The 12,510-nt window shown below is 68.8% G+C and carries 12 protein-coding genes; 5 read left to right on the top strand and 7 right to left on the bottom strand.

The window, feature by feature from the left end:
* The 4 genes from ACFMQL_RS21140 to ACFMQL_RS21125 form a co-directional block, all read right to left on the bottom strand.
* Positions 1 to 936 carry a carbohydrate ABC transporter permease gene (locus tag ACFMQL_RS21140; protein ID WP_364060763.1) on the bottom strand — a complete coding sequence of 312 codons (936 nt, stop codon included), beginning with the start codon at positions 934 to 936 and terminating at the stop codon, positions 1 to 3.
* Positions 933 to 1,799 (bottom strand): sugar ABC transporter permease, encoded by an 867-nt coding sequence (locus tag ACFMQL_RS21135; protein ID WP_364060760.1) that lies wholly within the window; start codon positions 1,797 to 1,799, stop codon positions 933 to 935. Before ACFMQL_RS21135 ends, ACFMQL_RS21140 begins: the two co-directional genes overlap by 4 nt.
* 6 nt (positions 1,800 to 1,805) lie before the next feature.
* Positions 1,806 to 3,155 carry an extracellular solute-binding protein gene (locus tag ACFMQL_RS21130; RefSeq protein ID WP_364060756.1) on the bottom strand — a complete coding sequence of 450 codons (1,350 nt, stop codon included), beginning with the start codon at positions 3,153 to 3,155 and terminating at the stop codon, positions 1,806 to 1,808.
* Positions 3,156 to 3,315: 160 nt separating this feature from the next.
* The gene (locus ACFMQL_RS21125) at positions 3,316 to 4,305 is read right to left on the bottom strand and encodes a LacI family DNA-binding transcriptional regulator (protein ID WP_364060753.1); all 990 of its coding nucleotides are present in this window, start codon (positions 4,303 to 4,305) and stop codon (positions 3,316 to 3,318) included.
* Between the two features lie 238 nt (positions 4,306 to 4,543).
* On the opposite strand from ACFMQL_RS21125, the gene ACFMQL_RS21120 reads away from it, so the two are divergent.
* Positions 4,544 to 7,405 carry a CARDB domain-containing protein gene (locus ACFMQL_RS21120; RefSeq protein WP_378786724.1) on the top strand — a complete coding sequence of 954 codons (2,862 nt, stop codon included), beginning with the start codon at positions 4,544 to 4,546 and terminating at the stop codon, positions 7,403 to 7,405.
* A 10-nt stretch (positions 7,406 to 7,415) separates the two neighbouring features.
* On the opposite strand, the gene ACFMQL_RS21115 is transcribed toward ACFMQL_RS21120, so the two are convergent.
* Entirely contained in the window at positions 7,416 to 8,288 is an 873-nt protein-coding gene (locus ACFMQL_RS21115; protein WP_378786722.1) for a sugar kinase, read from the bottom strand.
* Positions 8,289 to 8,481: 193 nt separating this feature from the next.
* Here ACFMQL_RS21115 and ACFMQL_RS21110 point away from each other — a divergent pair, with 193 nt between their 5' ends.
* The 4 genes from ACFMQL_RS21110 to ACFMQL_RS21095 all read left to right on the top strand — a co-directional run bounded on the left by ACFMQL_RS21110 (position 8,482) and on the right by ACFMQL_RS21095 (position 11,120).
* A complete protein-coding gene (locus ACFMQL_RS21110; RefSeq protein ID WP_364060744.1) occupies positions 8,482 to 9,234 on the top strand; it encodes a hypothetical protein in 753 nt (250 codons plus the stop codon).
* Between the two features lie 174 nt (positions 9,235 to 9,408).
* On the top strand, positions 9,409 to 10,110 hold the full coding sequence (locus tag ACFMQL_RS21105) for a DUF4344 domain-containing metallopeptidase (protein WP_364060741.1): 702 nt from the start codon (positions 9,409 to 9,411) through the stop codon (positions 10,108 to 10,110).
* Positions 10,111 to 10,141: 31 nt separating this feature from the next.
* Complete coding sequence (locus ACFMQL_RS21100; protein ID WP_364060738.1) at positions 10,142 to 10,846, top strand: maleylpyruvate isomerase family mycothiol-dependent enzyme; 705 nt, start codon at positions 10,142 to 10,144, stop codon at positions 10,844 to 10,846.
* 10 nt (positions 10,847 to 10,856) lie between these two features.
* Positions 10,857 to 11,120, top strand: coding sequence for a DUF6343 family protein (locus ACFMQL_RS21095; protein ID WP_364060735.1), 264 nt, complete (start codon positions 10,857 to 10,859; stop codon positions 11,118 to 11,120).
* 177 nt (positions 11,121 to 11,297) lie between these two features.
* Here ACFMQL_RS21095 and ACFMQL_RS21090 read toward each other — a convergent pair whose 3' ends face one another.
* Entirely contained in the window at positions 11,298 to 11,549 is a 252-nt protein-coding gene (locus ACFMQL_RS21090; protein ID WP_364060732.1) for a type B 50S ribosomal protein L31, read from the bottom strand.
* A 52-nt stretch (positions 11,550 to 11,601) separates the two neighbouring features.
* The gene (locus ACFMQL_RS21085) at positions 11,602 to 12,369 is read right to left on the bottom strand and encodes an SDR family oxidoreductase (protein WP_364060729.1); all 768 of its coding nucleotides are present in this window, start codon (positions 12,367 to 12,369) and stop codon (positions 11,602 to 11,604) included.
* Positions 12,370 to 12,510: the final 141 nt, after the last annotated feature.

The following is a 12,510-nucleotide window of genomic DNA, read 5'->3' as shown; positions in this document are numbered from 1 at the left end:
TCATCCCTTGATGCTTCCGGCGGTCAGGCCCGCCATGATGTGCCGTTGGAAGATGAAGAAAACGATGATCATGGGGATGCTGGTGATCAGCAGCCCGCCCATGACCTGGTTCTGGGTGACGGCCCCGGCCGTCTGCGACAGGCCCACGCTGATCGTCATCTTCTCGCTGTCCGTCATGACCAGCAGCGGCCAGACGAAGTCCTTGAACGAGGTGACGATTGTGAAGATGGAGACCACACCCAGGATGGGCCGGGAGACCGGTAGGACCACCGACAGCAGGGTCCGTACCGCCCCCGCCCCGTCGATCTGCGCCGCCTCGATCAGCTCCCTGGGGATCGAGTCGAAGAAGCGCTTGAGCAGGAAGATGTTGAAGCCGTTGGCCGCGGCCGGCAGCCACAGCGCCCACGGGTTGTTGAGCAGGCCGAGGTCGACGACCGTGACGTACAGCGGGATCAGCACCACCATCGCCGGGATCATCAGCGTGGCCAGCATCATGCCGAGGATGACGCCGCCGAACATCGGCCGCAGCTTCGACAGCGCGTACGCCGCCGACACGTCCACGGCCATGCAGACCACCCAGCCGCCCAGCGAGTAGTAGGCGGTGTTGAACAGCAGCGTCCCGATGTCGAACAGGTCCCACGCCTCGAAGAACGCCTCCGGCGACGGGTCGGCGGGAAAGAGCGTGGGCGGCATCTGCGCCAGCTCCTCCGGTGTCTTCAGCGCGCCGGTCGCCATCCAGTACAGCGGGAAGACGAACGCCAGCGTGAACAGCACGAGCACCGAGACCAGCACGAGCCAGTAGATGCGCCGGCCCCACCTGCTGTTGAGCTGGTGCGGCGAGACGATGGTGCGGAACTGCACCTCGATCGGCTTCGGCGCGCGCTTGTTCCCGCCCCGGTCGCGCCGGGCGGCCGCCCGGGCTCCGATGGAGATCACGCCTTGTCCTCCCTGGTGAGTCTGAGCTGGAAGGCGGCGAAGACGAGCAGCACGATCATGAGCATCATGCCGAGCGCCCCGGCCGAGCCGTAGTCCTGCAGCGTGAACGCGTTCTGGAACATCAGGTACGCCACCGTGATCGTGGCGTTCTCTGGCCCGCCGCCGGTCAGCATGTACGGCTCGATGAACACCTGCATGGTCGCCACGATCTGGAGCATCAGCATGAGCAGCAGGATCATCCTGGTCTGCGGAATCGTGACGTGCCTGATCCGCTTGACGATGCCGGCCCCGTCGAGCTCGGCCGCTTCGTACAGCTCGGGCGGGATGTTCTGCAGCGCGGCGAGGTAGATCAGCGTCGCGCTGCCCATGTTCATCCACGTCGAGACGATGACCAGGCTGATCAGCGCGGTGGACGAGCTGTCGAGCCAGGCGAGCGGCGGCAGGCCGAAGACGTCGAGCACCTGGTTGAACAGCCCGGGCCCCGGGTCGTAGAACCACCGGAACAGCAACACCGAGACGATCGGCGGCAACATGACCGGCAGGTAGACCACGAACCGCAGGTAGGCCCGGGCGTGGCGCAGCTCGTTCAGCACGAGCGCGACGACGAACGGCACGGCGTAGCCGCACAGCAGCGCGAGGAGCGTGAACTCCAGGGTGTTGAGCCAGGCCTCACCGAAGGCCGGGTCGGAGATCGCCGTCTTGAAGTTGTCGAACCCGACCCAGACCGGCTCGTTGATCAGGTCGGTCTTCTGGAAGCTCAGGATGAACTCCCTGACCATCGGATACCAGGCGAACACCGTGAAGCAGAACAGCGCCGCGCACAGGAACCCGTAGGCCGTCAGGTTGCGCCGGAGAATCCGCATGAAAGGTCAGCCCTTGGAGGCCAGCAGCGCGTTCGCCTTCTTCTCCGCGTCGGCGAGCAACTGGTCGATGTTCGCGTCCTTGCGGCTCAGCACGCCGGACATCGGCACGTCGAGGATGGCGTACAGCTCTTGGGCATGCAGCGGCTCGGCCTTGGGCGGGACGTTGCCCGCGGCCTCCACGTAGGACGCGTAGTTGGCGACCGGCAGCGTCGCGTTCTTCTCCCGCTCGGCCTGGATGGCCTTGCCGGTGAGCGAGTCGCCGTACACCGCGTTGTCCGGCACGCCGACCGGGTTGCCGATGGCCTTGCCGCGGGCGAAGTCGAAGCGGCCCTTGCCGACGGTGTTGTAGCGGAAGTCGAGCCACTGCAGCGCGGCCTTGGCCTGCTCGGGCGTCGCCTTCGGGTTGATCATGAACGCCTCGCCGCCGCTCAGCGACGCCTTGGCCTCGGGGAAGCCGGTGATGCCGTAGTCGTCGACGTCGCCCTTGAACTTGGTGACCACGTCGGTGATCACGTCGGGCGCGCCGAGCATCATGCCGACCTTGCCGCTGCCCATGGCCATCATCAGCGACTCCCAGCCGACCAGGAGCTTGGTGCCCATGCTGTTGTCCACCCAGCGCATGTCGTGCAGGGTCTGGAGCACGGCCTTGCCCTCGGGGGAGTTGAAGGCGGCCTGCTTGCCGTCGGGGGTCAGCACGTCGCCGCCGCGGCCGTAGAGCGCCTGGGTGAAGTGCCAGCCGCCGGTGTTGCCGCCGGAGTACTCGCCGTAGCCGACGTAGCCGGGGCCCAGCCCGGCGATCTTCTTCGCGGCCTCGCGCACCTCGGCCCAGGTCTTCGGCGGGGCGTCGGGGTTGAGCCCGGCCTTCTGGAAGAGCGCGCGGTTGTAGACCAGGCCGACGCTGTAGTGCACGTTGGGGACACCGTAGACCTTGCCGTCCTTGGTGAGCAGCTCCTTGTGGTCGGCGCGCAGGTCGTCCCAGTTCTTGATGAGGTTCGTGTACGGCGTGATGTCCAGCGCCTGACCCTTGGAGATCACGTCGTCGTAGTTGGTCATCGGCACGACGAACGCGGTCTCCATCTGGCCGCCCGCGAGCTTGGGACCGAAGGTCTTGGGGTCGAAGCACGGCTGCTGGTCCGTGCTCTTGACCGTCACGCCAGGGTGTTCCTTCATGAACGTGGCCACGTCGTCGTCCCACGCCTTGCGTTCCTTGGGCGCGGACTTGGCCGGCTGGCAGGCCACCGTGATCGACACGGCCGAGGCGCCGCCGGCGGACGAGGCGGGCTCGTCACCCGAGCCGCATGCGGTGGCCGTGAGGCTCAACGCGGTTACGAGCAGGAGTCCGGTGGATCTCTGCATGGTTGGACCCTTCTTGATGCGAGGTGCCCACACCATAGGTTCCTCGACGGAAGGGCGCAAGATTTCGACTTCATATTGCAAGATAACGACTGCATCACGCAGGCTCTCCGAGCTTGGCACGCTTTGTGGAGGGGCGGAGGAGACTCCGTCACGCGGGCTCTCAGACCTTGGCGCGGGCCGTGGAGGCGCGGACGACGAGCTCGGGCTCGAACAGCAGCTCGTCGGCGGGGACGACGGCCTTATCGATCTGGGCCACCAGCAGGTCCACGGCCGCGCGTCCCATGGCGTCGATGGGCTGGCGCACGGTGGTGAGCGGGGGCTCGGTGCAGTTCATCAGCGCGGAGTCGTCGAAGCCGATGACCGAGACGTCGGCGGGGACGGCGAGCCCGGCGCGGCGGGCGGCCCGCACGGTGCCGAGCGCGAGCAGGTCGCTGGCGCAGACGACGCCGGTGACGCCGCGCCTGACCAGGCGGGTGGCGGCGGCGTGGCCGCCTTCGAGCGAGAACATCGTGTGCTCGACCAGCTCGGGGTCGCCGCCTGAGGCCAGGAAGGTCTCCAGCTTGCGCCGCGACGGCATGTGGTCCTTGGGTCCGAGCACCATGCCGATGCGCTCGTGGCCGAGCGCCCGCAGGTGGGCGATGGCGATCTCGGCGGCCACCGCGTCGTCGCAGGACACCTGAGGGAAGTCGAGGTGCTGGACGGCGGCGTTGACCAGGACGGTGGGCAGCTTGCGCTCGTGCAGCAGCTCGTAGTGCCCGTGGGAGGCGTCGGCCTGGGCGTACAGGCCGCCGGCGAAGACCACCCCGCTGACCTGCTGCTGGAGCAGGAGATCGACGTAGTCGGCCTCGGAGACGCCGCCGACGGTGCGGGTGCACAGCACCGAGGTGAAGCCCTGCTGGGCCAGCGCGCCGCCGACGACCTCGGCGAAGGCGGGGAATATCGGGTTCTGCAGCTCGGGGAGCACCAGGCCGACGAGCCTGGCCCGGTCGCCGCGCAACTGGGTGGGGCGTTCGTAGCCGAGCACGTCGAGCGCCGTCAGCACCGCCTCGCGGGTCGCGTCGGACACCCCGGGCTTGCCGTTGAGCACGCGGCTCACGGTCGCCTCGCTCACTCCGACTTTCTTGGCCACCTCTGCGAGTCGTCGTGTCATGCGCAAACTATACGGCCTTCAGCGCAAGCGCTTGCAACGGCTTACGCTGACCTGACGTCGCGCCTTGCGCGGGGCTCACGGGGTTCGGGCTCGTCGTGCCCGCACTGACCAGCAGGGTTGGGCGAACTCCGACAACAGGAGTCAGTTCACCGTTTGCGAAATCTCGTCGAAATATTGCGGCCATCTGCTCGACATCTTATGGTGCGGCCATCCGCTTCACCCTCGAAGGGCCACCCCCATGAGAGCTCTGTTAGCCGCCCTCTCGTTACTCGTCCCACTCCTCGCCGTACCGCATCAGGCCGCCCTTGCCGCCGCCGAGGAGAACCTCGCGCTCGGCAAGCCGATCACCGCGTCCTCGCACACCCACGTCTACGTCGCCGCCAACGCCAACGACGGCGACGTCGCCACGTACTGGGAGAGCGCCGGATATCCCGCCACGCTCACCGCCGAGCTCGGCGCGGACGTCACGCTCAGTTCCATCACGCTCAGGCTCAACCCCGACCCCATCTGGGGCCGCCGCACCCAGACGCTCGCCGTGCAGGGCCGCACCCAGGACGGCGGGGACGGCGGCGGCTACACGACGCTCGTCCCCGAGGCCACGTACACCTTCGACCCCGCCACCGGCAACAGCGTGACGATCCCCGTCACCGGCCGGGCGGCGGACGTGCGGCTCCGCTTCACCGCCAACACCGGCGCGCCCGGCGGGCAGGTCGCCGAGTTCCAGGTCTTCGGCACCCCAGCCCCCAACCCCGACCTCACCATCACGGACCTGACCTACTCCCCTGCCTCACCCACCGAGACCGACGAGGTCACGCTGTCGGCGACGGTCAAGAACGCGGGCAGCGAAGGCGCGCCCGCGACGTCCGTGACCTTCTACGCGGGCGACGACAGGCTCGGCACCGCCGCCGTCGGCGCGCTGGCCGCGGGCGCGAGCACGACTGTGTCGGCGGACATCGGCGCGCGCGAGGCGGGGACGTACCGGCTCTCGGCCACGGTGGACGAGGACGGCGAGATCCCCGAGCAGGACGAGTCCGACAACACCGCGACCGCGACCCTGACCGTCAGGCCCGCAGAGACGGCCGACCTGGTCGCCTCCCCCGTCTCCTGGACGCCCGGCAACCCGGCCGCGGGCGAGACGGTGACGTTCACCGTCGCCGTCAAGAACCAGGGCACGGTGGCCTCCGCCGGCGGCTCCCACGGCATCACGCTCACCGTCACCGACGCGTCGGGCGACGTGGTCAGGACGCTGACCGGCGCGGTGAGCGGCTCGATCGCCCCCGGCGCCACCACGAGCCCGGTCACGCTCGGCACGTGGACGGCCGCGAACGGCAAGTACACAGTGAGGACCGTGCTCGCCGCCGACGACAACGAGCTGCCGGTCAAGCGCGAGAACAACACCAGCACGCTGCCGCTGTTCGTCGGCAGGGGCGCGAACATGCCGTACGACACGTACGAGGCCGAGGACGCCGTCATCGGCGGCGGCGCGACCCGCGTCGGCCCCAGCAGGGAGATCGGCACGATCGCCGGCGAGGCGTCGGGCCGGCGCGCGGTGACGCTGAACCAGACCGGCGCGTACGTCGAGTTCACCGCGAAGGCGCCGACCAACACCCTGGTCACCCGGTTCTCGATCCCCGACGCGCCGGGCGGCGGCGGCATCGACGCGACGCTCAACGTCTACGTGAACGGCACGTTCCGCAAGGCGATCGAGCTGACCTCGCGCTACGCCTGGCTGTACGGCCCCGAGTCGAGCCCGGTCAACGACCCGAACGCGGGACCGCCCCGGCACATCTACGACGAGGCGCACGTGCTGCTCGGTGAGACCGTCCCGGCGGGCGGCAAGATCCGGCTGCAGAAGGACGCGGCCAACACCTCGACGTACGCGATCGACTTCGTGGACTTCGAGCAGGTCGCTCCGAAGGAGAACCCGGACCCGGCGGCGTACGCCGTACCGGCCGGATCCACCCACCAGGACGTGCAGAACGCGCTCGATAAGGCCCGCATGGACCCCGCGCTGACCGGCGTCTACCTGCCGGCGGGCGACTATCAGACCGACGGCAAGTTCCAGGTCTACGGCAAGGCGATCAAGGTGGTCGGCGCGGGCCCCTGGTTCACCCGCTTCCACGCGCCCGCCGACCGGCGCAACACCGACGTCGGCTTCCGCGTGGACGGCACCGCGGGCGGCTCGTCGTTCTCCGGCTTCGCCTACTTCGGCAACTACGTCGAACGCATCGACGGCCCCGGCAAGGTGTTCGACCTCACCGACGTGGCGAACCTCACCATCGACGACGTGTGGGTCGAGCACCAGGTCTGCATGCTGTGGGGCACGAACGTGGACGACTCCACCATCAGGAACGCGCGGATCAGGAACGTGTTCGCCGACGGGCTCAACCTCACCAACGGCAGCACCGGCAACCGCGTGACCGACATCGAGACCAGGTCCACGGGCGACGACAGCTTCGCGCTGTTCTCGGCCACCGACAAGAACTCCGGCCAGCAGTTCGGCAACGTCTACGAGAACCTGACCTCGCTGCTGACCTGGCGGGCCGCCGGCCTTGCGGTTTACGGCGGCTACGGCAACACCTTCCGCAACATCTACGTGGCGGACACGCTGGTGTACTCGGGCGTCACGATCTCCTCGCTGGACTTCGGCTACCCGATGCACGGCTTCGGCGCCGACCCGCCCACCACCTTCGACGACATCTCGCTGGTCAGAGCGGGCGGGCACTTCTGGGGGCAGCAGACGTTCCCGGCGATGTGGTTGTTCTCCTCATCGAAGGTGTTCCAGGGCATCAGGATCAGCGATCTGGACATCGTGGACCCGACGTACAGCGGGATCATGTTCCAGACCGGCTACCAGAACCCGAGCACGCCGCTGAACCCGATCACGGACACGGTCTTCACGAACGTGTCGATCAGCGGGGCCGAGAAGAGCGGTGACGCCTTCGACGCCAAGTCCGGCTTCGGGATCTGGGTGAACGAGCTGCCCGAGCCCGGTCAGGGACCGGCCGTCGGGTCGGCCACGTTCACCAACCTGCGCTTCAGCGGCAACCACGAGGACATCAGGAACACGACCTCGACGTTCACGCTGACCATCAACTAGATCCCGCCGACTAGATCTCGGCCCTGGTGGGGAGCCCCTGCCAGTCGCTCACGCTGGTCACCGCGGCGGCGCTCAGCAGCGCCCCGCGGTGCAGGCGTTCCTGCGGGGTGAGGCCGTCGAGCGCGGCGCTGATGTAGCCGGCGGCGAACGCCTCGAACGCGCCGCAGGTGTCCACGATCGGCACCTGCCAGCCCTGGACGTCGTAACGCATCCGGTCGGCGCGCACGCTCGCGCCTTTCGCGCCCCTGTCCACGATGACCTCGCGCTCCGGGGTGAGGGCGGGCTTGACCAGGTCCAGCTCGTCCTGGCGGAGGAAGAGCAGGTGGGCGGCGCGGGCCAGCTCGCCCAGCACCTCTTCGGCCTCGCGTACGGAGGACCACAGCTCGGGGACGTACTCGACGGCGAACGAGATCATCACGTCGGCGTTCCTCGCCGCGTTGACGGCGACGCGGACGGCTTCGCGCGCGTCCCTGCTGAGTCCCGCCGTGATGCCGGTCACGTGCAGCATCTTGGCGGCGCCGATCCGGTCGATCGGCACGTTGCCCGGCGAGAGCAGCGAGCCCGCCGAGCAGGTCCGGTAGTGCGAGACGCGGACCTGCCTGGCCACCCGGGTGTCGCGAAGGAGCAGGCCGGTCTGCACGCCGTCCACCACCCGGATGTCGGTGACGTCCACGCCCTCACCGCGCAGCACGGTGAGCGCTCTGGCGCCCAGCTCGTCGTCGCCGACCTTGCCCAGGTACGCACAGCGGTGCCCGAGCCTGGCGAGCGCGACGGCGAGGGTGAACTCGGGGCCGCAGACGTCCAGCCTGGCCTCGCTCTCGTGGCGGACCCTGCCGCTGGAGACGACGCCCAGCGGCTCGCCGAGGGTGTAGACGTCCGTCATGGGCCCAGAGCGTAGTGGATCACGTGTCCTAAATCGCATTTTTGCGACATAAGTCCTGGTCGAAGCATGATCAAATTTTTTTCAGAACTTTGACACAACCTTTTCCCGATCCGGTGCCTCAAAGTAGTAGAGGGAGCCGGCACCCCCGAGGCCGAGCTCTGAAGTCAATACGGGGAGAGGAATCAGCACCCTCATGAGAAAGATCGCAGTAGGCATTCTGACCGCCATGGTCGGCGGCACCATGCTGGTGTCGGGCGCGGGCGTCGCTTCGGCGGCCACCGCGACCACCCCTCACAAGCCCGGCACCAAGCTTTACATCCGCGACATCAGCCCGAACCCGGTCCTGGTCAAGCGGGGCGCTGAGACCACGACGTACTTCAACGTCGGCGCCAGCCGCAACGTGCAGCGCGTCGAGCTGAGCGTAGCGCCCGAGGGCGTCCGCACGCTGGCCGCCAAGAGCGTCAAGGGCCTCGAGAGCTGGCGCTTCGCCGTCGCTTTCAACGAGAACGACCCCGCGGGCAAGTGGAAGGCCACCGCCGTGGCCTTCGACCGTCACGGCCGGAAGCTCGCCACCGACTCGGCGTTCTTCTACGTGAAGCAGATCAAGGGCAAGGACGACACCCGCATCACGCGGTTCAACGCCGGCCCGTCCAAGGTCCGCAAGGGCAAGACGATCACCTTCACCGGTCGTCTCGAGGCCCGCGACGGCCGCCACTGGGAGGGCGTCCGCAACGAGCGGGTGGACATCTACTACCGGGCCACCGGCTCCAGCGTCTGGAAGCGGGTCGCCTCCGACCGCACGTCGCGGAGCGGCGTGTTCTACGCCAAGACCCGTGCCTACAAGAGCGGCACCTTCCGCGCCGTCTTCGACGGTGACCGGCGGCTCGAGGACACCAAGAGCCGTACCGACTACGTGCGGGTCTACTCCTGGCACCACCGTCACTGAACACGTGAGCAGGGCCCGGTGAGGGTCCCGCACATGTGAGGCCATAGTCCGGCGGCCCGGTCCCTCCTCGGGGCCGGGCTTCCGGCTTTTTCAGCTCGGACAGGTTTAGTGATCTTGGGATCGTCGCATGGGAACCCCCATCGCGAAAACCGACCCCCGTGAAGGAGCTTCCGGATGCCGCACCCCGTGATCGCCCTCGTCCTGAGCATCACGAGCACGTTGGGAGCGGCCCCCTCATCCGAGGTGTCCGTACGCTACGAGCAGCCCTCCTCCGCGCGCGCCGAGCAGGCGGAGAAACTGCTGAAGAAGAGCGGCGCGCTGAAGACCGACATCCGCACGCCGCGGCCCGTCGAGGTCGTCGCACGCGACTGCGACTCCCCCAAGGCGACCTGGAACGACGGCAAGCGGCGCATCACGATCTGCTACTCGCTCGTCGATCAGGTGCACCGCACGATCAAAGGCATCTCGCAGACCGAGGAGGCCGACGAGAAGACCACCGGCGCCCGCACCGACGGCGCGCTCGCCGTGCTCTTCCACCGCCAGCTCGGCCATGCGCTGACCAGGCTCAACGGCATGCCCGACAGCCCCGTGCAGGCCGACCAGTTCGCGGCCCTGACGCTGCTCGCCGACGACCCCGAGCACGTCGTGGCCGCCGCCGAGGCCCGCCACCTGCTCGCCGGCCACGACGGCCCCGACCACCTGGACGGCATGAAGGAGTCGGCCTCCTTCGCCTGCCTGCTGTACGGCTCCGACCCCGGCAAGTACGCCCGCATCGCCAAGGGCGGCTGGGTGCCGCCGGAGCGGGCGCCCTCCTGCCCCGCCGAGTACGCGCGGGTCAAGTCGATGATCGGCGGAGCCGTGCGCACCGGGCCGTGATTCGTCGGACCTGACGGGTAGCGTCCCCGGTATGGCCGAGGACCTGCTCAAAGACTTCAACCCGTTCGACATCTTCGACGCCGAGGCCGCGCGGCTCGACCGGTTCTTCTCCGGGCTCGACGAGGCCGGCTGGCAGCGGCCGTCCCGGTGCGCGGGCTGGTCGGTCCGCGACGTGCTCGCGCACCTCGCGGGCGAGGAGATCTACAACCACGCCTGCCTCGACGAGACCGTCCCCGACCTCATGGCGCGGCTGGCCGCCGAGGGCGTGAGCGACTACAACGACTTCAACGAGCTGTGCGTGCGGCAGCGCAGGGACCTGCCGATCGGCCAGGTGCTCGACGAGTGGCGCACCAAGAACGGCGAGACCAGGGCGCGCATGCGGGCGCTCGGCTACGACGCCGCGCTCCAGACCCTGGCCGGGCCCTACCCGGTGGGGCAGCAGACGTTCCACTACGACTCCGAGTACGCCACCCATGCCGACGACGTGGGCGCACCGGTCTCCGACGAGGAGGCCGAGGGCAGGACCGCGTGGCGGGTGGCCGTCGGCCGGTTCGTGCTGGCCGAGCAGGGCGCGAAGGTGCAGGTCGAGCCGATGGGCGAGCAGATCTTCGCCTCAGTGGACGGGGTCAGCGCGACGCTGCCCGCCCCCGACTTCGTGACGGCCACCGTGGGGCGGCTGCCCGCCTCGTACGACCTCGATACGCGCCTGGCGGCGGCTCTGCGCTGCCTGGCCTGAGGAGGACTCCATGTGGTTGCGCGACCGCTCGGGCACCGAGCCGGTCACCGCCCGCAGCGCGCTCAGCGTGCGGCGGGTGCTGTCGATCATCGCGCTGGTGCTCGCCGTGGCGGCGGCGGTGTTCTTCGTCGTCCAGGCCATGAACACCGGCGAGCAGGTGTGGATCTGGGAGGCGGTGATCGCGGCGGTGGTGGCCGTCGTCGCCGCCGTCGATCTGCTGGTGCTGCGGCACCGCCGGGCCTCTGGCGAGGTGGAGGGCCGGCGGCGACGCTGAACGCGTGGACGCTGCGTTGTCGTGCTGGGCGCACCGTCCGCTTGCCGGGCGCACGCCGATTGCCGGGCGCGCACTGCTCGTCGGGCGTGCACCGCTTACCGCTTGCCGGACGCGTACCGCCTCCTTGGAACACGCGGCGCGTCCGTCAGACGCCTAGGGCGACACCGGCGGCGGGCGTCAGGAGGCGGTGCGGCCGTAGCGCTCCATGAAGCGCTCGACGCGGCCGGCCGTGTCGAGGATGCGGCCCTTGCCGGTGTAGAACGGGTGGCTCGCGGACGACACGTCCACATCGATGACCGGGTACGTCTTGCCGTCCTCCCACTCGACGGTCTTGTCGCTGGTCAGCGTGGAGCGGGTGAGGAAGGCGTAGCCGACGCTCGGGTCGCGGAAGACGACGGGACGGTAGGCGGGGTGCAGGTTCTTCTTCATGCCCCCTGCAACCGGATGACAACGGTTTTCATTCCCGAGCTTTCGGGAGCCTTTACGCCGGCGCTTCGGGGTCGAGCCCCAGCACCGCACGGCCCCCGTCCACCGGCACCGTGACCCCGTTGACGAAGGACGCCTCATCCGAGAGGAGATACGCCACGACGGACGCCACCTCCGCCGGCGTGGCCACGCGGCCCAGGGGATGCAGCTTGGCCAGCTCGGCCTCGACGGCCGCCGCGCCCTCGGGGCTCTGCTCGGCCAGGAACCGCTCGTACCGTTCGGTCGCCACCGAGCCGGGCGCCACCGCGTTGACCCGGATGCCGCGCTTGCCGTACTCCACGGCCAACGCCCTGGTCAGACCCTCCGTGGCAGCCTTGGCCGTCGCGTACGGCAGGCTGCCGGGCACGGGTCTCGCGGCCTGGTGCGAGGTGACGTTCACGATGGCGCCGGGGTTTCCGGCGGCCAGGAAGTGACGTACGGCGGTGGCGCAGCCCACCAGCGCGAGGTCGAGGTTGGCCGCGATCAGCTCCCTGACCTCGCCGATCGGCGAGGAGTGCACGGAGGCGTCACGGAAGACGGCCGCGTTGTTCACCCAGCCCGCCAGCCGGCCCGACTCCCCGGCCAGGCGGGCGGCCCTGTCGGCGACCCCCTCGTCGGAGGCGTCCCCGACGAACGGCACCACCCGGTGGCCGTCCGCCCAGGACAGAGCCTCCTTGTCGCGTTCAAGGGCGACCACGGTGACCCGATCGTCGCGTAGCAGCCGCTCCACCACCGCTCTGCCGATGCCTCGTCCACCACCAGTAACCACGTAGGAAATAGGCATATTCTCGATGCTAATCGATCTTTAGCGCCATTGTTGACGCTAAAGTGACTTGCGTCACCATATTCTCCCGAGAATGGACAGATCGTAATCACACGATTGCAGAACCGGCATTTCATGTGCGCATTGGCGATCACCTGGACA

Source organism: Nonomuraea fastidiosa, from assembly GCF_042751225.1.
Taxonomy (GTDB): Bacteria; Actinomycetota; Actinomycetes; order Streptosporangiales; family Streptosporangiaceae; genus Nonomuraea; species Nonomuraea fastidiosa.
The sequence above is the reverse complement of the archived record's forward strand: the minus strand, read 5'-3'. Positions and strand labels throughout refer to the sequence as shown.